Below are 25,953 nucleotides of genomic sequence, written 5' to 3'. Positions count from 1 at the left end.
AGGCTGTTGATGTCGACGCCGAATTGACCGAGTGCTGACGCAAGACTGGCCCACCTCCAGATCGGAACAAATTCAGCCAAGTCAGTTGTTAGAAAGGAACAGACCGGGTCAGTGACATCCCGGCATGCGTGTCGGCACTGAAACTGCGCTGGCCAGGGTGATTGCGGTGTTCGGCGTGGCGAAGCCGCACTGCGTTTATCTGTTCGCGAACCGCCGCGCCACTCGTATGAACGTGCTGGTGCATGACGGGATTGGCGTCTGGCTGCTCGCAGGTTGAATCAAGGCAAGTTTCACTGGCCAGGCATTCGACAAGGCTGCGAGATGGAGCTGGATACTGAGCAACATAATCACCGAGGCTCAGCGAGGCTGAAATTTCAGCCTCGCACGCCAATACATTGATCCTATTTTTGGCTGAGCGCCGCTATCGATACTCCCGAAGCGACGAAGGTGAGTCCTGCCCCGACGTTCAAGCCATTCACCAATCGTGGCCTCTGACGCAAAAACCGGGAGAGTGCAGTAGCAAATACGCCCATGAGTGCGAATCCCACTGCCGTAAGTACGGCGAACCATATGCCATACACCAGCATCTGCACGCTCACTGAGCCGCGTTGTGGATCGACGAACTGCGGGATGAATGCAAGTACGAAAAAACCAGGCTTTGGATTGAGTGCTGCCGAGAGTAATCCTGTGAGAAAAATGCTCGGCAGAGATTGTCGAGTCGCTGGCCGGAAGCTAATCAGGCTGCGAGAGCGTAGTACTTTGATGCCTAGCCAAAGCAAATAGCCGGCGCCGATAAGCTTGACGACCCAGAAGGCTACTGCGGAGGTTTGCATAAGCAAAGTCAGTCCTAGCGAAGCAGTTGCCACATGAAAGAGAATTCCCGCCCCAGATGCCATGCCCGATACGATAGCGGCCATCCTGCCCTGGCTGAGTCCTCGGCCTACGGCCAGCAGATTGTCCGGGCCTGGTGCGAGCACCAATAGCAAGCAGGCGGCAGTATAGGCAAGCCAGATATTGATCGGAAACACGGCATTCTCCTTGGGCCTCAACGAGGCATCCATCCTCATGTGGCGAAAGAATGTGCCCACACCGGGCTGCAAAGTCAAAGCCGCCGGATTTGAGAAGATGTTACTGGCAGCAAGCGCCGGCGCTCCATGAGAGGCGGATAACCGCCGCACCGGCGAACAGACATTCAAACGGCTACGAGGTCGAGAATCCGAAACGGATAAGCAGTCATTCAAAGCAATGAATCAATGTCGACCAGCCTCCTCAACCCATGAGCTGGATCAGTTGAGTTCAAACCTGGGTCGCTATACTGGCTACCGCCCGACATCGACTCAAGGTTTTCCCCATGACTCCTTCGCCCAGCGACCAACGAGATGTAGTGATTATCGGTGGGGGTCAGTCAGCCTTGGCGGTAGCGTATTTCCTGCGCCGAACTCAACTTTCGTTCGTTATCCTCGACGCAGAGGAAGAGCCCGGTGGTGCCTGGCGGCATGGCTGGAATTCGCTGCGTTTATTCTCTCCGTCCACCTGGAGTTCGATCCCAGGCTGGATGATGCCTCCTGTGCAGGAGGGGTATCCAACGCGAAATCATGTAATCGACTACCTCAACCAATATGAGCAGCGCTACCAGTTTCCTGTTAAGCGTCCGGTTCGGGTCACCGCTGTGGAGCGTACTGAAATTGGCTTACGAGTACGTTCCGACGACCGGTATTGGGATGCCAGGGTTGTCATCAGCGCCACCGGCACCTGGAGCAGTCCGTATATCCCTCACTACCCTGATGCCGAGTTATTCGCCGGTCGGCAATTGCACTCCGCGAACTATGTTGATGCACAAGCCTTTGCTGGCAAGAAGGTTTTGGTGGTGGGTGGTGGCAATTCAGGAGCGCAGATTTTGGCAGAAGTATCCAAGGTCGCCGAGACCACTTGGGTAACCCCTGCCGAGCCGGTGTTTTTGCCTGACGACGTGGATGGACGGGTACTGTTCGAGCGCGCCACCCAGCGCTTGAAGGCCCAACAGGAGGGGCGTGTGATTGACCAGCCCGTCGGCGGGTTGGGGGACATTGTCATGGTGCCGCCGGTGCTGGAAGCCCGTGAGCGTGATGCTCTCAAGTCTGTACGCCCCTTTGAACGCTTCACTCGCGACGGTGTGATGTGGGCCGATGGATCTGAATCCGCAGTGGATGTGGTGATCTGGTGTACCGGGTTCAGGCCCGCACTTCAGCATCTTGATTCGTTGGGGGTGATCGACACTGAAGGTCGCGTTGAGGTCGACGGCACTCGCTCGATCCAGGAACCAAGACTATGGCTGGTGGGCTATGGCGAGTGGACAGGTTCGGCTTCCGCCACACTGATTGGTGTAACACGCACAGCACGCAGCACAGTCAATGAGATCGCGACCTATCTTGGCGATCCGTCCGTGGCCTAGTGCGCCTACCCCCCAGGAGTAGAGGACATGAATGAAATGATCGCGCGCTGGCCGGAGCGCAATCCCCGCCTGTTTTTAGCGGTAGCAGCGCTTGTCTGGTTCGGATTGTATGAAGCCCTGATACCTGTTTCAGAGGCTTTGGTCGCAGCGCTTCCGGTTGATCGCAACAGCCACTTGGGAGGTGCCTTGCAGTTTTTTTTCTACGACACGCCCAAGGTGCTGATGCTGTTGACCGGCATCGTGTTCCTGATGGGCATGATCAATTCCCACTTCACGCCTGAACGCACCCGCGCAATCTTGGCGGGTCGAAGCGAGGGCACGGCCAATGTCATGGCGGCCACTCTCGGTGTGTTTACCCCGTTTTGCTCGTGCTCGGCCGTTCCTCTGTTTATAGGTTTTGTTCAAGCCGGAGTGCCCCTGGGGGTGACGTTCTCTTTCCTCATCTCTGCGCCCATGGTGAATGAGGTAGCGCTGACACTGCTGCTTGGCCTGTTCGGCTGGAAAGTTGCATTGCTGTACCTCAGCCTGGGGTTGTTTATTGCGATTGTTGCCGGCTGGGTCATTGGGCGCCTGAAAATGGAGGCCTATCTGGAAGACTGGGTCCGTGATATGCCCAAGATCCAGGCAACCGCCGGGGACACGAGTATGCCGCTGTATGAGCGGATAAATGCCGGGTTCAGCAGCGTGCGTGAAATCGTCGGAAAAGTGTGGCCTTACATCCTTGCCGGTATTGCCATTGGCGCAGGCATTCACGGGTATGTGCCTGAGGATTTCATGGCCAGTTTCATGGGCAAGGAAGCCTGGTGGTCAGTGCCACTCGCGGTTCTTATCGGCATCCCCATGTATACCAATGCCGCAGGCATCATCCCCATTGTTCAGGCACTGCTCGCAAAGGGCGCAGCGCTGGGCACGGTGCTGGCCTTTATGATGAGTGTCATCGCTCTATCCCTCCCGGAGATGGTGATCTTGCGCAAGGTGCTGAAAGTTCGCCTGATAGCCACCTTCATTGGCGTTGTCGCCGTCGGCATTCTCATCGTTGGTTACGTCTTCAACTCCGCGTTGTAATCCACCTACCGAGGTTTTTATGAAAGACATCAAGGTTCTGGGCACCGGTTGTGCAAAATGTAAATCGACAGTAGCCATCATCGAACAGGTGGCGAGTGCGAAAGGCGTCCCCGTAAAACTGGAAAAAATCGAAGACATGCAACAGATCGTCAGCTACGGGGTCATGTCCACCCCGAGTGTCGTGATTGATGGAAAGGTTGTTCACTCGGGGGGCATCCCGAGCCGTGACAAGGTTGAAGAGTGGCTCAGCGCGTAGATGGGTAGCCTCTGGACGTCCAGACACGCTCGGTGATGAGAGGCCTGAGCAGTACCCAATGCTGAATATCGTGGTGCAGAGCAAAGCCTGAAAATCAACTACGCAATGGCTGCGTCGCGCACCCCATCGCTATAAACGCTGCGCGCAACACAACAGTGGCTCAACGACATTGATAGCAGGCCCACTACACGACAGCAGTTCGAGGCTAGCGTCAGGGCGCCTTGTTTTCGATCAGACAATTACCGCCATCCACCACCAGCACTTCACCGGTGATATAGCTGGCTTCCGGAGACGCCAGAAACGCCACAGCAGCGGCAACCTCTTCTGGACGACCGGCGCGGCCGATCGGAGTGTAGGTACCGGCGCGGCTTTCTTCCTCGGTCAATGCCCCCGTATCAATCCAGCCTGGGGCAACGCTGTTGACGGTGATGCCCTGTTTACCGACTTCCAGCGCCAGGCCCATATTCATCCCCAGCATCGCTGCCTTGGCCGCACTGTAAGCCGACTCACCTGGATTGCTGCCGCGTGTACCGGTCGTCGAGCTGATGTGGACGATGCGTCCGTAACCGCGTGTCTTCATCCCAGGCAAAACCGCACGAGTCAGCAGAAAAGCGCTGGTCAGGTTGCGCGCCAGAGACAGATTCCAGGTCGCCAAATCCATGTCCGCCACTTCGACGAAGGGTTCCGGGCTGCCAACCATAGCCATACCGGCGTTATTGACCAAAATGTCGATATGGCCGAACTGCTCATGAGCCCAATCGGCAAGCTCCTTGACCTGCAATTCGTCAGTCAGGTCGGCTGTCATCGCCCGAGCGTCTATACCCTCAGCCTGCAACTCGGCGACACGTTGCTGGATCCGCGCACTGCTGGCAGTGATCAATACACGCACGCCTTCGCGGCCCAAACGTCTGGCGATCGCCAGACCAATACCACTTTCACTGCCCGCACCGCTGACCAGCGCGACTTGACCTTGCCACATGGGAATCGTCATCTCTCATCTCTTTTTGATCACACAATTTAAAGCACCATAGCAAAAGGGCCGATGAACGCCGGTTGTTCGAGTACTTGTGATGACAACAATGAAGGCGGTGATGGCGTTCGAACAAGGCTTGCAACAGGACTGCGAATCAGCGCCGCATCCTGTCGGCCGATCACCCCCTTTTGTGAGCAGCTACAGCCGGTGTTGTGAGCCGCGTTATTTATTGGCCTCGACTGCGCTCAAACCACTGCCAGGTATCTTCGAGAGATTGTTCAAAGCAATCCAGAATGGCCTGGATGTCCTTCTCGGTTGAAATGAGCGGGGGGCAAAAAGCAATCGAGTCGCCCATGCTGCGAACGATCATCCCGAGATCCTGCGCACGTGACGCCAAGTAGCGACCCAGCCGACCCACAGTCTCAAACGGCGCTTTGGTATCCCTGTCGGCGACCAGCTCAACTGCCGCTATAAGCCCCACACCACGGACCTCCCCTACCAGCGGATGTCCGATAAAGCGCCGAAGCCCATGGCGAAGCACCTCTCCCATATTGGCTGCATGCTCAACCAGATTGTCTTCCTGAATGATCTTCAGGTTTTCAAGCGCGACCGCCGTTGCGACGGGGTGTCCGCCTCCGGTGAACCCATGACCCAATGTGCCCAGTGCGTGGCTCTGATCAGCGATGCCTTGATACACCAGGTCGTTGATCAAAATGGCTGCAATCGGCTGGTAGGACGAAGACAGTTGCTTGGACATCACCATAACGTCTGGTTTGATCCCGAACGTCTCGCTCCCGAACAGGTTGCCGGTACGACCAAAACCGCAGATCACCTCATCAGCCACAATGAGGATGTCGTGCTTGCGGCACACTTTCTGGATTTTTTCCCAATAGGTTTCAGGCGGCACAATCACACCACCCGCGCCCATCAACGGTTCCCCGTAGAAGGCCGCGATGGTTTCGGGGCCCTCTTTTTGAATCAGATCATCCAGCTCCTGAGCGAGACGATCCGCAAATTGCTCCTCGGTTTCACCCGGCTTTGCGAACCGGTAGAAGTGAGGACAACTGACGTGGAGAAAACCAGGAAGAGGCACGTCAAAACCTCGCTGGTTCGCAGGTATCCCGGTAAGGCTTGCGCTGACGGCGGTGATGCCATGGTATGCATTCATCCGACTGATGAATTTCTTTTTGGCCGGTTTGCCTAAAGCGTTGTTGCGGTACCACAGAAGCTTCACAACCGTGTCATTGGCTTCAGAGCCGGAGTTGGTGAAAAACACCTTACTCATTGGCACTGGCGATAGTTCAACCAGCTTTTCTGCCAGCTCGATGCTCGGCGCATGCGCCTTGCTGGTGAACAAGTGATAGAACGGCAGTGTTCGCAGCTGCTTTTCTGCAGCCTCTATCAAACGCTGATTGCTGAAGCCCAGCGCGACACTCCACAACCCCGACATGGCCTCGATGTACTGCTTGCCCTGGTTATCGAAAACGTGAACACCTTCGCCACGCTCGATGATCAATGGGCCAGCCGACTCATGAAGGCGGGCATCCGTGTAAGGATGCATGTGGTATTTAACGTCTTTCTGTTCAAGCGTGAGGTTTGTCTTGTTCATGGTATGAGCCCACAGTCTGGAAGAGAGCGTTATGCCAACTCGTCGAAGCATTCGCTGATGATGTTCAGGCCTTGCTGCGACTGAGCATCGGCCCAGGGGGCCGTGCATCGATAAATGTGCGGGGCGGCTCTCTGCCGCAGAGCCGCCGCTTCAATCCCAATCAGGCTTGCTGACGGAAAAGAACCGCGTTTTGAACGGACATCTCGCTCCCCATTACAGCTTGATCCAGGTGGCTTTCAGCTCGGTGTACTTGTCAAACGCGTGGAGCGATTTGTCGCGACCGTTCCCCGACTGCTTGAATCCACCAAAGGGGGCGGTCATGTCGCCGCCATCGTATTGATTGATCCATACACTGCCCGCCCGCAAGGCTTTGGCCGTGAGGTGTGCCTTGGAAATATCCGCGGTCCAGATCGCAGCGGCCAAACCGTATGGGGAGTCGTTGGCGATCGAGATCGCTTCCTCGACCGAATCGAACGTGATGACCGACAGAACCGGCCCAAAGATTTCTTCCCGAGCGATTCTCATCGCGTTGCTGACACCATCGAAAATGGTGGGCTGTACGTAAGTCCCACCCGTTTCCTGAAGCACGCGCTCGCCACCGATGACCAATTTGGCACCGTCCTTGTGACCGGCCTCGATGTAGGCCAACACGTTGTTCATCTGCTGCGTGTCGACCAGGGCTCCCACGTTTGTTTCAGGATCAAGCGGATTGCCGGGCGTCCAACCTTTCAGTGCTTCGATGACCATCGGAAGGAATGTGTCTTTTATCGAACGCTCGACGAGAAGACGGGAACCGGCGGTACAAACCTCTCCCTGATTGAAGGCGATCGCACCTGCTGCGGATTCCGCCGCGGTTTGAAGATCGGCAGCGTCGGCGAAAACGATGTTGGGACTCTTGCCGCCGGCCTCCAGCCATACGCGCTTCATGTTGGATTCGCCGGAGTAGATCAAGAGTTGCTTGGCCACTCTGGTCGAGCCCGTGAAGACGATGGTATCGACGTCCATATGCAGGGCGAGCGCCTTGCCTACCGTGTGGCCATAGCCCGGCAGTACGTTCAGGACGCCCGCAGGAATGCCGGCATCGATTGCCAGTTGGGCAATACGAATGGCGCTGAGAGGCGACTTCTCCGATGGTTTGAGAATCACCGAGTTGCCCGCTGCAAGTGCAGGGCCCAACTTCCAGCACGCCATCATCAACGGGAAGTTCCACGGCACGATCGCGGCGACAACGCCGATCGGCTCGCGAGTGACCAGGCCTAACTGGTCGTGGGGTGTCGCGGCGACTTCGTCGTAAATCTTGTCAATCGCCTCACCACTCCAACGGATGGCATCAGCTGAGCAAGGAAGATCGACATTCAGTGCATCCGAAATGGGCTTGCCCATGTCGAGTGTTTCCAGGAGCGCCAGCTCCTCGGCGTTCTGATCCAGCAGATCAGCAAAACGGAGCATCGCCTGCTTCCTGGAAACGGGCGACAAACGAGACCAGACACCGGCGTCAAATGTGGCGCGGGCGACTTTTACTGCGTGATCCGCATCGGCGGCATCGCAGCTGGCAACGTTGGCGAGAAAGCGCCCGTCGACCGGACTGACGCACTCAAAAACAGCTTCTGCCGCAGCGCTCACATACGCGCCATTCACGAACGCGCGCCCTTCAATCTTCAGCTGTGCAGATTTGGTTTCCCAATCGCTCAAAGTTAACGGTTGCATGGTTGTCCTCAGGTTTCACGATTGATGGCCCAGGTCGAGCTCGCTGAATTCGTAGGCTGGGTCAGGGTTGAATGGGTGTTTCAGATAGCGGTTAAAAAATCCTGAAGCAGCAGGCGACAGTTGGCTCGATTACCGGCCTCCTTCTCCTGAATCTCCGCGCGCATGCGCTCTGGCAGATCTCCGGCGGAGGCTAGAAACCGCTTCCCCTCCTCGGTATTGCGCCAGTAGTGCGTCCATGTATCGAACATCTGTGCGTCAATTTCCGGATGGAACTGCACCCCCATGGACTTGCCTTTGCGGTAGGCCTGGGGAGCCAGATCGGTTTTCGCCAACAAGGTTGAGCCGGGGGGCGGCGTGAAGGCGTCAAAGTGGAAATTGAGCCAGGGGCCCTTGTGCGCCCACTGCGCCTGAAGCGTTTGAACTTCAGTCCAACCGATCTCTGCGGTGGAGTTTCGATAGACCTGACCGCCCAGCGCGCGGGCGAGCAACTGGCTGCCAAAGCAGATTCCAAGCGTCGGCACGCCTCGCGCCTGAACAGACTTCAGCCATTTGAGCTCGGCGTCCAACCAGGGCAATCGATGGTCATAGGCCGATTCAGGGCTGCCCATCACAACAACGATGTCGAGCGCTTCAGGCGCTGGCAGGGCCTGGCTGATGGATACAATTTCCAGATCCATACCCTGCTCGCTAAAGAGCTCGGGCAGGCTGCCAGGGACATCAGTATCGGAATGAACAATTGCAATGGCGCGCGGCGACTTCATAAGCAAATCCTGATCGAATCTTAATACTTATGAAACCATATCTTAAAGTAAATTAGATGCCAAGCAGCTTTTTTACGCCCTCTCCAGGTGGTTTTCCACTCTAAACAGCCAAATTCTTATGCGATTCGTGCCATGCAATGGCAAAAACGAGCCCAATAGCACCCCGAAAAACGAAAATTCCTCTTGAAAGATATGAAACCATATTTTAAATTGAATTCGTAATGCGACTCCGGCGAGATACCAGACCCACGCAGGTAACGGCCCGCACCGCCCGTCAACCGTCGTAGTTGACCCGTGCGAATCGCGAGCAGCTCGCCTCTTCTAATAACGATCGAAGGTGTCCAAATGTCTTCCAGTCTCCCTACTACGCTCGAAGCTGCGCCCTACCTGGATGTGGCCAACCCTTCCTTTTCAATGCGCTCGAAGGAAGTGATTGATGCGCGAGAAAAAAGCTGGTTTGCACGGACGCCTTATGGCATCGCAGTGCTTCGCTACGACGAAGTCAACGCGCTGATTCGAGACCAGCGTCTTCGCCAGGGGAGCTACGCATGGCCTGCGCACAATAAGGCAACAGGAAGTTTTGCCGACTGGTGGATTCGGATGCTGCTGAGTCGCGAAGGCGCCGATCACTCCCGCCTTCGCCGCCTTGCGAACCCTGCTTTTGCACCGAAGCTCGTACGCAAGCTCACGCCTGTATTTCAGGACATGGCCAACGAAATCATTGATGGATTCTCGAAGAAAGGCACCTGCGAATTCGTCGCCGACTTTTCTGAGCCATACGCCACTCAAGTCATCTGCGCCCTCCTCGGCTTACCGCGCAGTGAGTGGCGAGGCCTGGCTCAGTTGGCGGTGGACATGGGCCTGGCGCTGGGCGTGACGTTCAAGCAGGACGAAGCAAAGATCAACGCCGCAACCGACAAACTGTTCGGTTATGCCGCCATGGCGGTTGAAGCCCTGAAGAAGAACGGCCTGGGCGATGACTTTCTCAGCATGCTGGTCAAAGCCAACGAAGAAGACAAAACCGCGCTGAGCGATCAAGAACTGTACGACATGATCGTTCTCGCCATTTTCGGCGGTATCGACACCACACGTAACCAGATCGCTTTGGCCATGGACATGTTCGTCCAGCACCCGGACCAGTGGAAACTGCTGGGTGAAGATCCTGAGCTGGCAAGGGCTGCTGTCGAAGAAGTCATGCGCGTGCGCCCGACCGTGACATGGGTGACCCGCGAAGCGCTGGAGGATTTCAACTTTCAAGGACTGGATATCAAAAAGGGCACGACGGTTCACCTGTTCAGCCAGGCGGCCGGTACCGATCCGACCGTCTTCGAAAATCCCGGGTTCGATATCACGGCCAAACGCCAGGCGCACTTCGGTTTTGGCGCAGGCGCTCACCACTGCATCGGTCACTTCATTGCTCGCGGCGACATGACAGAAGCCTTGGCGCTGCTTGCACAACGCATCAAAAACCCTCGCTTCAATGGCGAAGTGCAATGGCTGCCGGATAGCGGAAACACGGGTCCTATTGCGATGCCTATGGCGTTCGATCCAGAGGTCTGATCATGAGCACTCCAACCATTGCGATCATCGGGTCGGGCCCCTCGGGCTGCTTCATGGCTCAAGCACTTCGACGTGAATGGCCGGACGCAGAGATCACGCTGATTGAACGACTGCCGGTTCCATACGGTTTGGTCCGCTACGGTGTTGCGCCCGACCACCCCGGCACGAAGGCAGTGACCCGGCAATTCGAAAGAATGTTTGAACGCGAGAAAATCCGGTTTCTGGGTAACGTTCATGTTGGCACCGAACTACCGCTGGCAGATCTGCGCGCCGCTTACGACATCGTGGTGGTTGCGACGGGCCTGTATGGCGATCGGAAACTGGGCGTACCGGGGGATGCGTTGAATCACATCTACGGCGCCGGACAGGTCACTCGATTCCTGAACGACCACCCGGACGAAGAAGCGTTTTTGCCACGCTTTGGCGCCCGCCCAATCATCGTGGGCAACGGCAACGTTGCCATCGACGTGCTACGACTGCTGGTCAAAAAGGGCGAAGAGTTTCATGGCTCCGACTTGTCCCACGAAGCACTGACACACCTGGCGAGCAGCCCGATAGAACACATCGATGTCGTAGGTCGATCTCCAGCTGCATTGGCAAAATTCGACACAGTGATGATCAAAGAGCTCGCCAAACTTGCCAATGTGCAATTCGAGTTTAACGACGAGCTCGATCTCGAATCGATTGATGACCCGCTTGCCAAGGCCAAAATTGAGGCACTGCTCGGGCTTGCCAAGGCCAAGATAGAAACACTGCTCGCGCTGGCCAGATCAGAAGCCGAACCGGACACCAGCAAAAAATCGGTGACATTCCATTTTGGCTGGGCGCCCGTTCGCGTGGCCGGTGTCGACCATGTTGCAGGCCTGGTGCTTAAAGGCACGCAAAACCCTGACCACCAGCAAAGCATTCCCGCGACAAGCATCATCACTGCGATTGGATTTGAAGAACGTCCGGAACTCGACCTCTGCCGCACGGATTTATCACGCCCGGGCTCCGATTTGTCTAACGGCTTTCTGGATGACGGCCTGTATTGCACCGGCTGGTTCCGCCGAGGCCCCACGGGCACGATCCCGGACAATCGAGCGGATGCCAAACACGTGGCCGACAACATCGTACAGGCCGTGAAGTCGGGCGCCCTGGGCCTTGGAAAACCAGGTTACTCGGCGATAGCAGAGGCGATCAAAAGCACGACTGTTTGCTACGAAGACTGGAAGCGCATCGATACGGCCGAACTCAAAAATGCCCCTTATGGCCGCGCGCGCCGAAAATTCCGCAACAAGGTTGCCATGTTGGCCGCAGCCCAGTCCCATCAAGCAGGAGAAAACAATAAATGAACATTCAAGTCCTCTACGGCACAGAAACCGGTAACGCTGAAATGGTCGCCGACGATATCGTCGATGCACTCAGCGCAGACGTGAGCATCGAAAGCACCGACATGTCTAAATTCTCAGTCACCGATCTGTCGCCAGACGTGTTCTATTTCATCGTGTGCTCGACCTATGGCGACGGCGAACTTCCGCATTCTGCTCAGCCTTTCTTCGAAGCGCTCAACAGTGAACAACCCAACCTCTGCGGTCTCAAGTTCGCGCTATTTGGCCTGGGTGACAGCTTCTACGAAACCTTCAACCGCGGCAGCGAGATCGTTGCACAGACGCTGACTCGGCTGGGAGCCAAACAGGTGGGGGAACGAGGGGTGCATGACGCCAGCGCAGGACAACTTCCCGGTGACATTGCAATGCCTTGGGCTAAAGCGGTTCTATCAGGACTGTGAACGCTACGACCGGCACAATGGCGACTTCGTGAACCAGCGCCTTCACGGCGCTGCCTGAATCACCTTCGTCATGTGCAGCCCTACGATTCATGAGGTGAAATATGTCTCAGCAGCCATTGCGGATTTGTATTCTGGAAAACGGACGAACACCCGACGACTTGATCGATGAGTTTGGGTCGTACCCGAAAATGATCGACAAGTGGCTATCCCCTTATCTTCCGCAAGCCACGTTCACCTACCTGTCGCCAGTGCGTGGAGAAAAGCTTCCGGCCCCGGGTGACTTCGATGGTTTTATCCTCACCGGGTCGAAACACAGCACCTACGAGCGAAGTCCCTGGATGGTTGGCCTGATCGCACTCCTTCAGCAGTTGAGACAGAAACGAATTCCGGTTTTCGGGATTTGCTTTGGCCACCAAATCATGGCGGATGCGTACGGCGGCCTGAACGCAAAATCAAGCAAGGGATGGGGCGTCGGCGCTCATCAATACAACTATGAGACGCCCGACCTTCCAGGAAGCACTGCCTCATTTGTCTTCCATCAAGATCAGGTTCAGAAGGTTCCGCCAGAAGCCACTCGTATAGGTGGATCAGCTCACTGTGAAAATGGTGTCTTCGCCTATTCCTTTCCGGCGATCTCCGTTCAGTACCATCCTGAGTTTTCAGCGGAATACATTCAGGCGCTGGCAAAAAAATTTCACGGCGACCTTCTAAGCGACTCTGTGTCGGCCAACGCCCTGGACTCCATTGCCCATTTACCCGTCGATGCGTCTCCTGTAGCGAAATGGGTCGCTGACTTCTTTCGCACCCATCGTACGCCGTAAGCATCACCCAACCGATTAACCTCTGGGCCTGTATGTATAGGCCCTTTTTTTTGCCATCCCCCTTCATAAGCGCCTGATCTCACGCCGTAATGGTCGCTATTTATGCGTTTTACCTTATAAGAAACCAAAAAAACCGCACAAAACAGCCTTACAAATCGGCGATTTCAAAATTTAACGCTTGAAAGATATAAAACCATATTTTAAATTAAATGCGTCCCTGCCAGGTGCCATGTGCCAGCCGTCAGAGCAGGAATACAAAAAGAATGTGCTGCTGCCATGCCTTGCCCATGCAGCGCCAGGAGAACTCGAATGACTGCGTTAGACCTGCACAGAGAATTCAACACCAGCTCCCAAGCGTCCCAGGAACTGGCTAAACGCATCAAAGATGCCGGCGTCGAATACCTCTACTACCAAGTTGTCACCCTCTCTGGTCGCGTCATTGCCAAGGTCGTGCCGGCGAAACATCTGCTGCGCAACCTTGAGAAAGGCGTGCAATTCCATCGCACTGCCGTCTCGGATCTTCAAACGACCCGTACTGGCGAACTGCTCGGCGGGGGCGCACAAGCGGCTGAGTTCACCGCCATCCCGGACATTGATAGCTTCAACATTCTTCCTTGGGACAAATCCATTGGTTCGTTCTTCTGCCGTATGTACGAGCCGGATCACCGCCTCGAAAACGGCGGCGCCCCACTGGGTACCGATGCTCGTGGACACTTGATCCGTTCGCATGAAGCGTTCATCAAGGAAACCGGTTTCCGTATGAAATCGGGCTGCGAGCCAGAAATGACCTGGTTCGGTGACAAGCTGGAAGTTCAAGTGCGCCCAGGTGCAAGCCCGGCCTACCACATGGGCAACCTCGAGCTGATGCGCCCTATCTACAAACGCGTCATGGAATATGCGATCTCCATGGGCCTGGACATGATCGAAGGCGATTACGAGGACCCAGGTCAGCTCGAACTCAACTGGATGTTTGACTCCTGTGAACTGACTGCAGACCGACTGATGACCTATCGCTTGATCTGTCGCCAGGTCGCGAGCGAGTTCGGTGTGAAGGCGAGTTTCATGCCGAAGCCGAGCACCGGCAGCATGGGTAACGGCTGCCACCATAACGTCAGCTTGTGGAAAGGCGACCGTAACGTTCTGGCTGAACCCGGTCGACGTGAACTGCACCTGACTGAAACAGGCATGCATGCCTTGGGTGGCATGCTCGCTCACGCTCCTGGCTCCATGATGATCATGGCGTCGACCGTGAACTCCTATAAACGCTTCTGGGATATCGGCCAATTCGCTCCAACTCGAATCAACTGGGGCATGGACAACAAAACCTGCACCGTGCGCCTGTCCGCAAACGGTCGTCTGGAGTACAAGCTTCCCGATGCCAGCGTGAACCCCTACCTCTCGCACACCGTGCTTCTGGCCGGCATGCTGGACGGTCTTCGTAACAAGACAAGCCCAGGCCCGTCCGAGTCCAAGGACAGCTATGTCGACGGCGGCGAGTCGGTGGGGATTCCTCTCACCTTGGGTGACGCCGTTGCAGCATTTGATCGCGATGAAGTCGTACGCAACGCATTCCCTGCAGAATTATCCAGTCTCTATCGCGAACTGAAGGCCGATGAATGGGCTCGCTCTTGCGGCGTAGTGACCGACTGGGAACGCAAAATGTACCTGGACTACCTGCCATGATCGACAAAGCCCACCAAGCACCAGAATTGCGAATGATTTGTGCAGACCTCCCTGCTCCACCGCTTTTCTGGAGAGACGACAAAGGATTCCGACACGGCTACGAATCCGATCTGGGCAGGCTGCTGGCCCAAACATTGGGCCTGCCTTTTCAGTTCGCCTATCAGAACTGGGCCGATTTTTATCCCGCGTTACAGGCTGGGGAAGGCGACGTCATTTTGTGCGGTCAGGGCATTTCCGCTCATCGCAAAACATTGGCCGACTTCACTGAGCCGTACGCGGTATTCGATGAAGCCGTGATGATTCGACGTGGCTCAAATCTGCGATCCCCGTCCGATCTGAAAGGCAAGAAAGTCGGTGCGATTGCCCAAAGCTTGAACATGGCACTGGCCGAAACGTTCACCGGCTGCATCTGCGTGCCTTTCGGCGGGGATAGCGACGATGTTTTGGGTGACATGGTCAGCGCGCTACGCGACGGAATTATCGATGCATTCGTAGATGACGACGTCGCGCTGGTTCCGCTTGCCGAGGAAGCGGATCTGGAAATCGGGTTCAGTGTTCCCACTCAAAACAAATGGGGCATTGCGGTCAAAAAGGGAAATGAGGCTTGGCTCGCGCACGTCAATGAGGCCCTTGCGACGATCAAATCGAACGGCCAACTGGAACAGCTTTGGCGCAAATGGATGCCTTCGCTGAGCTACCCCTTCGGGACCCGTTGAGAAACAGCACTCACCCTGTATCTCAGCTTGTCTACTCGGCGTTACCACCCGAGTTTTTTGGCCGCACCTGTCGAGGGGGCGGCCTTTTTTTTAAAATTTAATTTGAGAGGTTTTAGCGCGAAGTGCCGGCTGAGTCTGGTAAATTGAGGCCATGAGACACAACCATTTGGGAGGATTGGCAAGTCAATTGAGCTCGCTTGAGCAACATTCACTGCCGATGGATGATGAACAACAACTCCAGCGCAAGAACAGCCTCGTTCATGAGGTTGCGACAAGAAGGCCGGACAGAAGAAGTCGTTCGCAGATTAATTGAAGTGATCGACCTGGGCCTTTTCGCCGAAGGCGAGCAATTGCCGAGCGAAAACGAGCTGGCCATGCAGTTCGGGGTAGCGACCGTCACACTGCGTGAAGCCTTGGCCTATCTTCGCGAACGCCGTGTCATCGAGACAAGGAGAGGTCGTAACGGCGGAAGTTTCGTATGCCCCGCCGTTGAACTCCCGGAAGTTCATTTGCGTACCCGCCTTGCTGATATGAGCGCGCTGGAACTACGCGATCTCTGCGACGAACATGTTGCCATCTCGGGGGCCGCGGCTCGACTCGCCGCCAAGCGCTCCTCATCGGAGCATCATGCCAAGTTACAGCACTACATTGATGCGCTAGGCGATGCGACAACCCGAACAGAACGGCGTCGTGCCGATGCGCGATTCCATATAGAGATTGCCGTTGCCGCGCAGTCAGTCAGACTGACCCACGCAGAAATGAGCCTTCAGGCAGAAATCGGCGAGCTGATGTGGATCCCCGGAGAAGGCTCCATAACCCCCGAAGCGGCCCAATCAGAACACCGAGCGATTACCGATGCGATCATGGCAAATGATCCCAATCTTGCAGGCGCATTGGCAGAAGCGCATGTCACGCGCGGCATCAAAAGGCTCATAGATCTGAGATTAGATCTTTTATCCGAAATAGCCTAGAAAATGGCATGCGCCTTGCTCCTTCTCCCGTAAGCGGCTTTTTGATGCGAAGTGGGTGGAAGCTACTCACGGCATCAAGCTGAAACTGCGTTACGAGAATGCAACAGGGGCCCAACATCATGCCAGTACCACTTTTTCGCACCGACGCAGACGACTGCGCCGCTAGCATCAATGCTTCGATCGGTAACGTTTTCGACCAGTTGACGATCCTGGCAAACGAAGTCGTGGAGATTTGGCGACGTGAGGCTGCGCTGGGCAAGAAGCCCTCATCCAAAGACCTGGCCGTGCTCAAACCAAAAATTGATGCACAGCTCCAAGGCTCCAAATCATGCATTCACGGCACTGGCGTTGTGCTTGAGCCGGGAGAGCTGGAAGACTGCGAGATGTACCTTGAGTGGTGGAGAATGGGGACCGCGGGCAAGGTCGTACCCATGACCCTCAACTTCAATCGACGCAGCGAAAGCTTCTACAACTATCAGAGCATGCAGTGGTTTGCCCGCCCGAAAAATACAGGAAGCAATGTTGTCATAGGCCCTTACGTCGATCTTTACGGGGCCGATACGTACATATTGACCTTCTCCCTGCCTATCCACGTTGATGGTCGTTTCGTGGGTATCGCCGGTGCGGACATCGCCTTGCACAAGTTCGAACGAATTCTGCTTTCCAGCCTGATCAAAATGGAAAACGAAGCCCTGATCGTATCCGAGGAAGGTCGTGTCATCGCCGCCAACACTGCCAATTGGACGGTTGGCGATATGGCTCATCACGCAATGAATCGCCAGGAAACAGGTTGTCGGGTTATTGAACTCGGCGAAGCCGCTGCGCACTGGTCGCTGGTGCAGCGCCCCTGCAAGCGCAAACACCGAGGCGCGGCATAAGCCCGACGCATTTCGTCGTAGAGAGGCTTATGCCTCTCTACGCAGCCCGAAACCCTTTTCGCCCGCTCACACCCCACCTCTTCCAAATCATTCAACGCCTCGATCAAGCGCATGGTTGGCCCCATCGCTCATCGAGACATGCTCCAGCGCCGCCGGATCCACGCCATCCAGACAACCGATGTTGTAGCCACATTGGGTCGGGTCGGAGCGCCTCACGTTATGCGTGTAAATACCGCATCGAGAACAGAAGTAATGGCACGAGACGCCCGTATGGAAACGATAGGCCGTCAGAAAATCCGCACCCTGGGTGATGCGTATACCGGATAGCGCTACAGTCCCCATCACTGCGCCTTTGCGCCTGCAGAGCGAACAGTTGCATCGTTTGGGGTCGACCACCCCATCAGGAAGATCCAGCTCAAACACCACCGCACCGCAATGGCAGGATGCAGTATGGGTCGGCTGGATTATGGTTTTACCAATGCGTTTTATCATCGCGAAACACCGGCGCAAGCGACCTGCTCATTCAGGCTCACTCACCACTCACTGAGACATTCGACAGCATTGACTGGATCTGCTGAGTGGCCTCCTGCGTTCTTGAAGCGAGCTTTTTTACTTCATCAGCCACAACAGAAAATCCACGCCCCGAATCCCCTGCCCTCGCCGCTTCAATGGCGGCATTAAGCGCAAGCATGGTTGTTTGATCTGCAATGGCCTTTATCACTCCAAGAGCAGTGGAAATCTGAGCATAGGTTGCCTGCATGGCCGCCTGCTCCCGCTGACGTGACTCGATGGCATGCCGCTCGGAAGAAATGTCTCGAACGGCGCCTATCAGCCTGCAGACCTTGCCGTCCGCCCCCGTCATGGCCCGCCCCCGCTCTCGATACCAAACCATACCCCGCTGCTTATGCCTCATTTGATACTCAACGACGTAATGGTCGGCGCTTTGCGGAGCCCGTACGTATTCTTCGATAATCTTCAGCATCCTGGGGAGATCGTCGGGATCAACGATCTGGTTATACGTTTCCCAGCCATCGAGAAACTCCGAATCTGAATAGCCAACCAGCTCCTTGAACTGACGAGACCAACGAAGCTCATTGGAGGGATGTTCCAGGTCTCCGTCAACGATCTTGAGATCCCAACAGCCTTCCGTGAGCGTCTGTTTGACAAGCTCCCACACTTGCGCCTCGCCACTCAGTGCAGTCAATTCTCTATTGATCGACTCGAAGGCCAGGTTTTTCTCAGCTGAATATTGATTCAGGCAAGCGACCTCACTTGTCAGGGCGCTGATTTTATCCGCGCTGGCGGTTGCGTTCCGCGCCCCGATCTCCTGCACCTGCTTCAGGCTCTCAACCTGGTCCTCCAGCGCTTTTATCCGCTCGGCCAGAGCGAACACATTTGAATGCGTCGTAGCATGACCATTTTTCAACAACTGCAAACTGTCCGGGGTCAGAGGCTCTTGCCCCAGCAGTGCATGCAGGGCGCGATCCACCTCATTAAATTCTGCACTCAATGAACCTTTGAACCACATCACGTTGCTCCTTTGCTGCGCAACTCAGCCATAGTTTTCGGGTGCCTCCGACCTTCAAGCTGACCTCGGCACGCTAGAGACAGCCAACAATTGGAATGACCTCAGAAACAAAAAAAACGCCCTTCTTAAAGAGCGTTTTGATTACGTCGGAAACTATGCGGTGGTTCTTCGAACCGCGCCGGTTACAACAGCCCCCCTCGATGGAATTGCGTCTCCGTAAATGGCCGCGCTGCGTAAATGAGGGCGGGCAATCCACATGTAGAGGAAGCCGACCGCGATGACAGCGAAGGAAGACAACACAACAATCCAGTTGTCATACCAAAGTGCATTGGGAGTGCGTGGCCAGCCGATGTTCACCATAGCCGCAACCCCATAGACGAGCGCGCCAACGTTGGTGATCAAACCAAGCGATCCAAGCTGGTACTCGCCGCTTGGTTTCCAGCCTTTCAAGCGAGCTCGCAGAGCAGCAAGAACGACCATCTGGAACGCGATATAGATGCCAACCGCCGAGAAGGAAATAATCTTCAACAGCGCATCAGCGGAAATCATCGAGCCGACGACAATCACACCAGGCAAAAGCGCCGACAACAACAAGGCATAAGGCGGGACATGACGCTCATGAGAAAACCTGGAAAGCAGGCCGCTGGCAAAAATCATCTTGTCGCGAGCGTACGCATAGATCAGTCGACTGGCCGCAGCTTGCAAGCTCATCACGCAAGAGAGGAAGGAGATCAGCACGACGCACAGCACTGCAGAGGATCCCACTGGACCAAACGCATTGGCCAGAATGGCGGACACCGGATCAGCAAGAGTGCCATTGATAACCGCGCCAATATCGACCACGGACATAATCAGGGCAAAGCAGACGAAGGTTGCTGCAACACCGCCAATGTAAATCGTGCGACGCATCGATTTAGGGATACGCAGACCGGGCTCCGGGACTTCCTCGGCGACATCGCCACAGGCCTCGAATCCGTAGTATTGGAACACACCGATAAGGCTAGCGGCCAGGAATGCCGCGGTGTATGAGCCCGTACTCTCCGAACCGAACGTATTGAAGAAAATGCTCATATCGTGGTGACGCTCAAACACCAACAGGTACACGCCTACTACCAACGCCCCCATTATTTCGGCGAAGAACCCGATCAGCGCTGCCTGCGCCAAGACCTTGGTGCCCATCATGTTGATGGCTGTCGCAATAGCCAGGATCACCAATGCACAGATTACGTTTGCACCCACCGTAGGCTCGAACCCGACAACTGAAGCGGTGTATGGCGCTGCGCCATAAGCCACCCCTGCAATGGTCGAGAACATCGCCATCACGTAAACCCACCCTGTCATCCATGCCCACTTGCGACCCCAAAGGCGACGCGCCCAGGGGTATACACCTCCTGCGAGCGGGAATTGGGAGACGATCTCACCAAACACGAGCGCCACCAGAAGCTGGCCAACACCGGCGATGAGCAACGCCCAAATCATCGGAGGGCCGCCCAGCATCAGAGATGAGGCGAACAGGGTGTAAATGCCGACGACCGGCGAGAGATAAGTGAAGCCCAACGCAAAGTTCGCCCAAAGGCTCATATCGCGTTTGAATTCTGACTGGTATCCCAGGGATGCAAGACGCTCGGCGTCTGCGTCAACCGGGGAATTCACGGGATGATTCGTCATGGTGCAACCTCGTATTTTTGTGTTCTCGGCAGCGACGTAGAAGGGGGGGCCATCTAGCATTTTTTTGCTCTTGTAAACGCGAACGCTCATCGCAGGACTAGAAATACCTCCAAATACATTTGAAGTCAAAGGAAAATGTTTTATCCATGGCCGGCCGGCAAAAATCCCTGTAAACGCTGGCCACAAACCCGATATACCTAACAATCAATCAACCAACACACGAAAAAATCGGCCAGATATGATCAAAAAAACGGCAGATATCGTTGACAATACATATGGATTAGAATTTTATAGGATGCAGCGCCAGGCATGCAGCCGGCCTTGACCCATCAGGAGGCTTCTCATGCGTGAAATAATCGGTGCATTCGAGATCGGAGTGATGCCGGCCCCAGAGATGGAGGAGCCGATCAGTGAATCCAAAACAGATCAACGAAACGTTTGGCCACTGCTCGCCGCATTGTTCGTTCAGGTTTTTGCCTGTCTGAGTCTGGCTCGTTAAGGATCCGGGCACGCCCAAGCGCTTTCCTGGCTCAAAAAAAGCCGCTATCACTAGCGGCTTTATTATTTATACGAACGCCCTGGCCTCCGCTGGATCGACCTTCGGCGCGGCGAAGAACGCCCGCTCACCGATTTGCTCTTTTACCTTGCTTACGATGTAGGCGCCGATAGGAATGGCCGAAGTGGCGGCTGGTGAAGGTGCGTTACACACATTCACGCTCCTCTTCGTATTGACGAACAAGAAGTCATCAATCAGCTTACCGCTGTTCGAAACAGCCTGGGCACGAACCCCAGCGGGGTACGGTGTCAGATCCTCTTTATTGATCGACGGGCAGTATTTCTGCACTTGCTTGAGATAGCCGCTCTTGAACAGAGAATTCCTCATCTCTATCAGGCCAGGTTTGAAGTTTGCCTTCAAAACCTTCAAGACCCCGAGCGAAGTGAAGATTTCAAACATGTCCCCCAGGGAGAAATCAGTTTTCTTGTACCCCTCGCGCTTGAGCGCCAATACAGCGTTCGGCCCGACGGTGACAGTGCCGTCAATCATACGAGTCAGGTGCACACCCAAAAATGGCATGGACGGATCAGGGATGGGGTAGATCAAGTGATTGACGATCTGATTGTGCTGCTTGGGCAACAGGTAGTATTCGCCCCTGAAAGGACAAATCTGGAACTCGGGTTCGAGCCCCAGCATCCTGACGACCCGATCAGCCATCAGGCCTGAGCATGAAATCAGAAAACGGGCCTGGTAAATGCCGGTCGACGTCGTGACCACGACCTCGTCCGCTCGCTCATCGAGGGCCGTCACTTCAGAGTTGTAGCGAATGACGCCACCCGCTTTCGTAAACTCTGCAGCCATCTGTCGAGTGACTTCGGCGTAATTCACGATGCCACTGGAAGGGACGAAGATTCCCGCCAACCCGACAATATTCGGTTCTCTTTCCCGAAGCTCGGCAGCTGAAAGCCATTCACGCTCAAGGCCATTGGCCTCAGTGCGCTCCCAAAGGGCTTTCATTCGTTCCTTCTCAATTTCATTCGTCGCCACAAGCATTTTGCCGCAGGCGTCATAACGAATTCCGTGCTGATCACAGAAGGCTTTCGTTGCCCGGTTTCCTTCCAGGCAAAACTTGGCTTTCAGACTGCCAGGCGTGTAGTAAACACCCGCATGGATCACCCCACTGTTATGACCGGTCTGATGCTGGGCAGGACCCGATTCTTTTTCCAGCAACAGAATTTTTGCATCCGGGTATTCAGATGCCATTTGCATGGCTGTAGACATTCCCACGATGCCGCCACCAATGATTACAAAGTCGTACACAGCTATCACCTCACAAGGATGGCGGACAGGGAACGGGCCGCAGTCGCCTGCGGCCCCTCCGTCAATTAGTTGGATGTCTGGCCGTGGTGGTGACCCACCTTCGGATAGCTGAAGTAGCCGCGTTGACGCATCAGTTCGCGACGAAGGCCTGGATGCGCTGCGAAGCGGTCGCGTCCGTGAAGCCAGAACAAGTTGTTGATCAACACGAACGAACCCACCGCAACGGGAATGGACAACTTCGCCTGACTGGTTTCCAGCGACTCACCGAGTTCGAAAAGCCAGGTACCCTCTTCGAAGTTTTCAGGCTGAACAAATTGATCGATGTAGCGCATGGTCGGACGCCCCTCACCATCCGTATCAAAGATGGAATGGAACACGTCCTCTTTGACGTTCTTGCTAGGTGGAGCTGTCCAGCGCAGGGAGCGGCGAGCCAATGGATGCTTGTAGAACTTATTCAAATCAGCCCAATCGTCGAGGTGCAACAGCAAGGAGTTGCCACCTTCCATATTTTGCTCGTCGATCTTCATCATCAGGACGTAGTCAGTGATCTGATTCACGAACGTTCCGTCGTTGTGCAGCTCCATCACACGATGTGGCGCACGCAGGTAGCTGTCCGAGTTATCAACGTTCTCTACGACGAAGCGCGCATAAAACTGCCCGCTCATCGCATCGAAATTAGAACGCCCAAGCAGGTGCGCCACGGCGGTTGAAAACTTAACCATGTCTTCTGCCTGGGAGACATCGTTCAGCCCTTCCGGCTTTACCAACAGACCACCCGTTTCCCGATCCATCAGCGTGTTGACCAAAACCGGACGCAGCGTCTCGCCACAAATTCCGTCCAGGATTTTGCCAATCTGAAAGCGCAAAAACGACTTGTACTCAAGTGCCTGAACTGGCCATTGGGACACGGCAGAGAGAAACGCGTCGACGGTGACCTTGGGGAATGTGAGCTCCAGGAAACGCTTGGACTGAGCAGAAGGCTTGAGAGAGAAACCCACGCACTCAGCGGGCTGTTGCATTACCGGAGCGTTGATCTGAGAGAAGGCGTTCATTGCTATGTCCTGGCGTAGTGAGTGTGGGCGCTTTCCAGGGCGTCTGGTGAAGCGACGGTCAAAAAATATCGCCACTAAATAAAAATGTCTACATTTTTAAAATACGTAGATATAAAATGATTTAGTAGCCATTCGGCGGGCCTTTTGAAAAGTGGGTATCATTAGGAAAATTTGACGATGAGTGGTCGCTATGGAAGAGCTTGAGCCAAAGCAGAAATCTACTTTCGATGGTTACGAAAGGCTCAAGAAGGACATTATTCGTGGCGTATTTCCGGCTGGACAGAAGCTGCTGATGAGCGCCCTGAAAGATCGATATGGTCTTGGGGTTGGCCCACTCAGAGAGGCTTTGTCTCAGCTCGTCGCGGAACACCTGGTCATTGCGATTAACCAGAAAGGCTATCGGGTAGCCCCCATGTCGTTGGAGGAAATGCGCGACATCTACGACGCGCGCGCCAACCTGGAGGCCATGATCCTCACGCTCGCGATCGAACGAGGCGATGACTCGTGGGAAGCCTCGATCCTGGCGCGAACTCACACGCTATCGAAAGTCATGGAGCTCAGAACGCAGGAGCAAATGCTCGAGATATGGGACTCTCGACATAAGGCGTTTCATAGTGCGATAGCCTCCGGGTGCGGATCCAAGCACCTGCTGCAACTAAGATCGCAACTGCTGGACCAGGCTGAGAGGTACAGGCACCTGTGGCTCAAAAGCACTGTCTTTTCCGAAGAGGCACTTCGTCAAAAAAGGGTCGAGCATGCAACCCTCGTTGACGCAATCCTTGCTCGCGATGCGGTAAAGGCGAGCGCCCTGATGAGGGAACATCTGATGACACCTGTTCCTATCATTTCTGAAATAATTAAAAACTCGATGCCGGCGTTACACGCGTAATCCACAAATGAAAGGGGCCTTTGAACAAGCCCTTTTGCATTCAAACTACCTTGGCCGAATGCATAGACCTCAAGGACGCGCGATGATATTTCAACACAGGCCAGTGACGGCGGCTGACATCAAAACCATCTGCAGCTTTCCCCTTAACGCTCAGGAACTGTTTTATATGTTCCCGAAAGCTCAATACCCTCTGACGGAAGCCCAGCTGTCTAACGCGATTACTCAACGATTCGACTCGACGATTGTCGAGGCCGGGAACAGCGTCGTTGGCTTTGCTAACTTTTATCGGGCTGAGACGGGTGGGGTTTGCTGTATCGGCAATGTCATTGTTGCCCAGCAGGCACGAGGTCAAGGTGTGGCGACCTTCATCGTGGAGACGATGACGGCTCTGGCGTTCGAGCGCTATGACGCCACAGAGGTGCAGATCTCGTGTTTCAATGAAAACACCGCTGGCTTGTTGCTTTATCCAAAACTCGGCTTTTTGCCCTTTGCTGTCGAAGAGAGAACCTCTCTGGATGGTCGCAGATTAGCGCTCATCCATATGACCCGCAGCCGAGCGGGCCGACCAGAATAGTCACCTTGAAAGCCCGCTCATGATCGGGTTCAGGTGCTTCAGCACTGAATGGCAGGCGAACGCGTGACCCACTGACTGGCCGAAGAACGCGAATGGCCGATGATGTTGCTGGTTGGTGTTTAGCGTTGAACTGACCTTGCCGGCCCCGGCACTCGTATTGTTTGCGTATAGATCCGCGCACGCCCGTAAAGAAGCCATCGTGCTGCGTTGAGCCCGCTGGCAGATACCTTATGCTCCGGGCTCACCTTCCGCCCCCCGAGATCAACATGCAAAATTCAGAGTTGGGAATCATGATCATTTCATTGATCGGGTTGTTCGGCTTTGCTTCGTTTGTTTTTGAATACTTGAGCGCCCGTCGCTCGAAGAGAAGTAAACCGCAGTGATGTTTCCAGACGATCAAAAAAAGGGGGCAGATGCATCATCTACCCCCTTTCTTTCATCAGCGCGTCGCCACCAGAAACAACCGCGGAAACGGCAGCAGCACCCAACCATCGGCCTGCGCCGGATAAGCCTGCTCGACGGCGGCAAGATACAGCGCCAGATATTCAGCCCGTTCCGCCTCATCCAGTGGATCGAGAAACGGTCGCAAACCACTGCCCTTGAACCACTCGACCACGCCCGAGGCACCGCCTGCGAGTGGATGATGATAAGTGGTGCGCCACACATCGACCCGAGCGCAGTGAGGTTTGAGCATTGAGTAGTAGCCGCTGGCATCGGCCATCTGCGTGCGTTGCCCGGCCGCGCCGGTCAGTTTGGTAGCCCAAGGGCCACTCGCCGCCACCTCGCGCATCAAGCGATGCGAGGGTTCATTGAGATTGTCCGGCATCTGGATCGCCAGGCTGCCACCCGGTGCAAGTTTGCTCACCAATGAAGGCAGCAACGTGGCGTGATCAGGCAGCCACTGCAACACCGCATTGGCGAAAATAACATCGAATGGGCCAGTTTCGTTCCAGCGATCAATGTCCGCGATATCGAATCGCACCTGCGGTAAACGCTTGCGGGCGGCCTCGATCATGTCGGTTGAACTGTCCAGACCGCGCACCGTAGCGTTGGCAAAGCGCTCCACCAGCAACTCGGTCGAGTTACCGGGACCACATCCGATATCGATCGCCGAGCGCACATCACCGGCGGGAATGGCCGCCAGCAGGTCACGGGCGGGACGGGTGCGTTCATCTTCAAAAGCGACGTACTGTTTGGCGGACCAACTCATTGCGTTCTCCTGTC

26 protein-coding genes are annotated in these 25,953 nt (G+C 55.3%); 15 read left to right on the top strand and 11 right to left on the bottom strand.

Annotation, left to right across the window (positions count from 1 at the left end; genetic code table 11):
- Positions 1–124: 124 nt before the first annotated feature.
- On the top strand, positions 125–277 hold the full coding sequence (gene tnpB, locus GQ39_RS31125) for an IS66 family insertion sequence element accessory protein TnpB (protein ID WP_081997826.1): 153 nt from the start codon (positions 125–127) through the stop codon (positions 275–277).
- A gap of 124 nt (positions 278–401) precedes the next feature.
- Here the strand turns inward: tnpB and GQ39_RS01200 are convergent, their stop codons facing one another.
- Positions 402–1,028 (bottom strand): LysE family translocator, encoded by a 627-nt coding sequence (locus tag GQ39_RS01200; protein ID WP_047538345.1) that lies wholly within the window; start codon positions 1,026–1,028, stop codon positions 402–404.
- Positions 1,029–1,351: 323 nt separating this feature from the next.
- Between GQ39_RS01200 and GQ39_RS01195 the strand changes: the two genes are divergently transcribed.
- From GQ39_RS01195 to GQ39_RS01185, 3 genes are read left to right on the top strand one after another with little or no spacing between them, the layout of a single operon-like run.
- Positions 1,352–2,431: an ArsO family NAD(P)H-dependent flavin-containing monooxygenase gene (locus GQ39_RS01195; RefSeq protein WP_047526617.1), complete on the top strand. Its 1,080-nt coding sequence runs from the start codon at positions 1,352–1,354 to the stop codon at positions 2,429–2,431.
- A gap of 27 nt (positions 2,432–2,458) precedes the next feature.
- Complete coding sequence (locus tag GQ39_RS01190) at positions 2,459–3,496, top strand: permease (protein WP_047526615.1); 1,038 nt, start codon at positions 2,459–2,461, stop codon at positions 3,494–3,496.
- A 19-nt stretch (positions 3,497–3,515) separates the two neighbouring features.
- Entirely contained in the window at positions 3,516–3,752 is a 237-nt protein-coding gene (locus GQ39_RS01185; protein WP_047526614.1) for a thioredoxin family protein, read from the top strand.
- Between the two features lie 211 nt (positions 3,753–3,963).
- Here GQ39_RS01185 and GQ39_RS01180 read toward each other — a convergent pair whose 3' ends face one another.
- The 4 genes from GQ39_RS01180 to GQ39_RS01165 all read right to left on the bottom strand — a co-directional run bounded on the left by GQ39_RS01180 (position 3,964) and on the right by GQ39_RS01165 (position 8,802).
- A complete protein-coding gene (locus GQ39_RS01180; protein ID WP_047526613.1) occupies positions 3,964–4,743 on the bottom strand; it encodes an SDR family NAD(P)-dependent oxidoreductase in 780 nt (259 codons plus the stop codon).
- Between the two features lie 208 nt (positions 4,744–4,951).
- Complete coding sequence (locus tag GQ39_RS01175) at positions 4,952–6,334, bottom strand: aspartate aminotransferase family protein (RefSeq protein WP_047526611.1); 1,383 nt, start codon at positions 6,332–6,334, stop codon at positions 4,952–4,954.
- Positions 6,335–6,547: 213 nt separating this feature from the next.
- Complete coding sequence (locus GQ39_RS01170) at positions 6,548–8,041, bottom strand: aldehyde dehydrogenase (RefSeq protein ID WP_047526610.1); 1,494 nt, start codon at positions 8,039–8,041, stop codon at positions 6,548–6,550.
- 80 nt (positions 8,042–8,121) lie between these two features.
- On the bottom strand, positions 8,122–8,802 hold the full coding sequence (locus GQ39_RS01165; RefSeq protein ID WP_047526609.1) for a type 1 glutamine amidotransferase: 681 nt from the start codon (positions 8,800–8,802) through the stop codon (positions 8,122–8,124).
- Between the two features lie 345 nt (positions 8,803–9,147).
- Between GQ39_RS01165 and GQ39_RS01160 the strand changes: the two genes are divergently transcribed.
- The 8 genes from GQ39_RS01160 (at position 9,148) to GQ39_RS01125 (ending at position 17,202) form a co-directional block, all read left to right on the top strand.
- Positions 9,148–10,362: a cytochrome P450 gene (locus tag GQ39_RS01160; RefSeq protein ID WP_047526607.1), complete on the top strand. Its 1,215-nt coding sequence runs from the start codon at positions 9,148–9,150 to the stop codon at positions 10,360–10,362.
- A gap of 2 nt (positions 10,363–10,364) precedes the next feature.
- The gene (locus tag GQ39_RS01155) at positions 10,365–11,696 is read left to right on the top strand and encodes an FAD-dependent oxidoreductase (protein WP_047526605.1); all 1,332 of its coding nucleotides are present in this window, start codon (positions 10,365–10,367) and stop codon (positions 11,694–11,696) included.
- Entirely contained in the window at positions 11,693–12,133 is a 441-nt protein-coding gene (locus GQ39_RS01150; RefSeq protein WP_047526603.1) for a flavodoxin domain-containing protein, read from the top strand. Before GQ39_RS01155 ends, GQ39_RS01150 begins: the two co-directional genes overlap by 4 nt.
- Before the next feature lie 101 nt (positions 12,134–12,234).
- Entirely contained in the window at positions 12,235–12,954 is a 720-nt protein-coding gene (locus GQ39_RS01145) for a type 1 glutamine amidotransferase (RefSeq protein ID WP_047526601.1), read from the top strand.
- Positions 12,955–13,263: 309 nt separating this feature from the next.
- Positions 13,264–14,637, top strand: a complete 1,374-nt coding sequence (locus tag GQ39_RS01140; protein WP_047526599.1) for a glutamine synthetase family protein — start codon at positions 13,264–13,266, stop codon at positions 14,635–14,637.
- Positions 14,634–15,353, top strand: a complete 720-nt coding sequence (locus GQ39_RS01135; protein ID WP_047526598.1) for a substrate-binding periplasmic protein — start codon at positions 14,634–14,636, stop codon at positions 15,351–15,353. The genes GQ39_RS01140 and GQ39_RS01135 overlap by 4 nt, the downstream gene beginning before the upstream one ends.
- Before the next feature lie 224 nt (positions 15,354–15,577).
- Positions 15,578–16,324 (top strand): FadR/GntR family transcriptional regulator, encoded by a 747-nt coding sequence (locus tag GQ39_RS01130; protein ID WP_047538342.1) that lies wholly within the window; start codon positions 15,578–15,580, stop codon positions 16,322–16,324.
- Positions 16,325–16,443: 119 nt separating this feature from the next.
- A complete protein-coding gene (locus GQ39_RS01125) occupies positions 16,444–17,202 on the top strand; it encodes a cache domain-containing protein (protein WP_047538339.1) in 759 nt (252 codons plus the stop codon).
- Between the two features lie 87 nt (positions 17,203–17,289).
- Here GQ39_RS01125 and GQ39_RS31120 read toward each other — a convergent pair whose 3' ends face one another.
- The 3 genes from GQ39_RS31120 to GQ39_RS01115 form a co-directional block, all read right to left on the bottom strand.
- Complete coding sequence (locus tag GQ39_RS31120; protein ID WP_081997824.1) at positions 17,290–17,694, bottom strand: GFA family protein; 405 nt, start codon at positions 17,692–17,694, stop codon at positions 17,290–17,292.
- 37 nt (positions 17,695–17,731) lie between these two features.
- Entirely contained in the window at positions 17,732–18,730 is a 999-nt protein-coding gene (locus GQ39_RS01120) for a methyl-accepting chemotaxis protein (protein WP_047526596.1), read from the bottom strand.
- 153 nt (positions 18,731–18,883) lie between these two features.
- Positions 18,884–20,398: an APC family permease gene (locus GQ39_RS01115; RefSeq protein WP_047538336.1), complete on the bottom strand. Its 1,515-nt coding sequence runs from the start codon at positions 20,396–20,398 to the stop codon at positions 18,884–18,886.
- A gap of 343 nt (positions 20,399–20,741) precedes the next feature.
- Between GQ39_RS01115 and GQ39_RS32825 the strand changes: the two genes are divergently transcribed.
- Positions 20,742–20,897 carry a hypothetical protein gene (locus tag GQ39_RS32825; RefSeq protein WP_161793917.1) on the top strand — a complete coding sequence of 52 codons (156 nt, stop codon included), beginning with the start codon at positions 20,742–20,744 and terminating at the stop codon, positions 20,895–20,897.
- Between the two features lie 66 nt (positions 20,898–20,963).
- Here GQ39_RS32825 and lhgO read toward each other — a convergent pair whose 3' ends face one another.
- Together lhgO and glaH are read right to left on the bottom strand one after the other, a co-directional pair.
- A complete protein-coding gene (gene lhgO / locus GQ39_RS01110) occupies positions 20,964–22,214 on the bottom strand; it encodes an L-2-hydroxyglutarate oxidase (RefSeq protein WP_047526595.1) in 1,251 nt (416 codons plus the stop codon).
- Between the two features lie 65 nt (positions 22,215–22,279).
- Positions 22,280–23,266 carry a glutarate dioxygenase GlaH gene (gene glaH, locus GQ39_RS01105; RefSeq protein WP_047526594.1) on the bottom strand — a complete coding sequence of 329 codons (987 nt, stop codon included), beginning with the start codon at positions 23,264–23,266 and terminating at the stop codon, positions 22,280–22,282.
- Between the two features lie 190 nt (positions 23,267–23,456).
- Here glaH and csiR point away from each other — a divergent pair, with 190 nt between their 5' ends.
- Both csiR and GQ39_RS01095 read left to right on the top strand, forming a co-directional pair.
- Complete coding sequence (gene csiR / locus GQ39_RS01100; RefSeq protein WP_047526592.1) at positions 23,457–24,155, top strand: DNA-binding transcriptional regulator CsiR; 699 nt, start codon at positions 23,457–23,459, stop codon at positions 24,153–24,155.
- Positions 24,156–24,237: 82 nt separating this feature from the next.
- Positions 24,238–24,729, top strand: coding sequence for a GNAT family N-acetyltransferase (locus tag GQ39_RS01095; RefSeq protein ID WP_047526591.1), 492 nt, complete (start codon positions 24,238–24,240; stop codon positions 24,727–24,729).
- A 439-nt stretch (positions 24,730–25,168) separates the two neighbouring features.
- Here GQ39_RS01095 and tam read toward each other — a convergent pair whose 3' ends face one another.
- The gene (gene tam / locus GQ39_RS01090; protein ID WP_047526589.1) at positions 25,169–25,939 is read right to left on the bottom strand and encodes a trans-aconitate 2-methyltransferase; all 771 of its coding nucleotides are present in this window, start codon (positions 25,937–25,939) and stop codon (positions 25,169–25,171) included.
- Positions 25,940–25,953 lie beyond the last annotated feature (14 nt).

The sequence above is a fragment of the Pseudomonas sp. 11/12A genome, assembly GCF_000800055.1.
In the GTDB taxonomy this organism is placed as follows: Bacteria; Pseudomonadota; Gammaproteobacteria; order Pseudomonadales; family Pseudomonadaceae; genus Aquipseudomonas; species Aquipseudomonas mohnii.
Note: the sequence above shows the minus strand (reverse complement) of the source record. Positions and strands in the feature narration are given on the sequence as shown.

Bases quoted from the DNA above. Each gene is read 5' to 3' on its own strand.
- GQ39_RS01135 (WP_047526598.1), top strand. From the start codon at position 14,634: ATGATCGACAAAGCCCACCAAGCACCAGAATTGCGAATGATTTGTGCA.
- GQ39_RS01145 (WP_047526601.1), top strand. From the start codon at position 12,235: ATGTCTCAGCAGCCATTGCGGATTTGTATTCTGGAAAACGGACGAACA.
- GQ39_RS01175 (WP_047526611.1), bottom strand. From the start codon at position 6,334: ATGAACAAGACAAACCTCACGCTTGAACAGAAAGACGTTAAATACCAC.
- tnpB (WP_081997826.1), top strand. From the start codon at position 125: ATGCGTGTCGGCACTGAAACTGCGCTGGCCAGGGTGATTGCGGTGTTC.
- GQ39_RS01165 (WP_047526609.1), bottom strand. From the start codon at position 8,802: ATGAAGTCGCCGCGCGCCATTGCAATTGTTCATTCCGATACTGATGTC.
- GQ39_RS01125 (WP_047538339.1), top strand. From the start codon at position 16,444: ATGCCAGTACCACTTTTTCGCACCGACGCAGACGACTGCGCCGCTAGC.
- GQ39_RS01115 (WP_047538336.1), bottom strand. From the start codon at position 20,398: ATGACGAATCATCCCGTGAATTCCCCGGTTGACGCAGACGCCGAGCGT.
- GQ39_RS01185 (WP_047526614.1), top strand. From the start codon at position 3,516: ATGAAAGACATCAAGGTTCTGGGCACCGGTTGTGCAAAATGTAAATCG.
- GQ39_RS31120 (WP_081997824.1), bottom strand. From the start codon at position 17,694: ATGATAAAACGCATTGGTAAAACCATAATCCAGCCGACCCATACTGCA.
- csiR (WP_047526592.1), top strand. From the start codon at position 23,457: ATGGAAGAGCTTGAGCCAAAGCAGAAATCTACTTTCGATGGTTACGAA.
- GQ39_RS01160 (WP_047526607.1), top strand. From the start codon at position 9,148: ATGTCTTCCAGTCTCCCTACTACGCTCGAAGCTGCGCCCTACCTGGAT.
- GQ39_RS01150 (WP_047526603.1), top strand. From the start codon at position 11,693: ATGAACATTCAAGTCCTCTACGGCACAGAAACCGGTAACGCTGAAATG.
- tam (WP_047526589.1), bottom strand. From the start codon at position 25,939: ATGAGTTGGTCCGCCAAACAGTACGTCGCTTTTGAAGATGAACGCACC.
- GQ39_RS32825 (WP_161793917.1), top strand. From the start codon at position 20,742: ATGCGTGAAATAATCGGTGCATTCGAGATCGGAGTGATGCCGGCCCCA.
- GQ39_RS01190 (WP_047526615.1), top strand. From the start codon at position 2,459: ATGAATGAAATGATCGCGCGCTGGCCGGAGCGCAATCCCCGCCTGTTT.
- GQ39_RS01170 (WP_047526610.1), bottom strand. From the start codon at position 8,041: ATGCAACCGTTAACTTTGAGCGATTGGGAAACCAAATCTGCACAGCTG.
- GQ39_RS01195 (WP_047526617.1), top strand. From the start codon at position 1,352: ATGACTCCTTCGCCCAGCGACCAACGAGATGTAGTGATTATCGGTGGG.
- GQ39_RS01095 (WP_047526591.1), top strand. From the start codon at position 24,238: ATGATATTTCAACACAGGCCAGTGACGGCGGCTGACATCAAAACCATC.
- GQ39_RS01155 (WP_047526605.1), top strand. From the start codon at position 10,365: ATGAGCACTCCAACCATTGCGATCATCGGGTCGGGCCCCTCGGGCTGC.
- GQ39_RS01140 (WP_047526599.1), top strand. From the start codon at position 13,264: ATGACTGCGTTAGACCTGCACAGAGAATTCAACACCAGCTCCCAAGCG.
- GQ39_RS01130 (WP_047538342.1), top strand. From the start codon at position 15,578: ATGAACAACAACTCCAGCGCAAGAACAGCCTCGTTCATGAGGTTGCGA.
- GQ39_RS01120 (WP_047526596.1), bottom strand. From the start codon at position 18,730: ATGTGGTTCAAAGGTTCATTGAGTGCAGAATTTAATGAGGTGGATCGC.
- glaH (WP_047526594.1), bottom strand. From the start codon at position 23,266: ATGAACGCCTTCTCTCAGATCAACGCTCCGGTAATGCAACAGCCCGCT.
- GQ39_RS01180 (WP_047526613.1), bottom strand. From the start codon at position 4,743: ATGACGATTCCCATGTGGCAAGGTCAAGTCGCGCTGGTCAGCGGTGCG.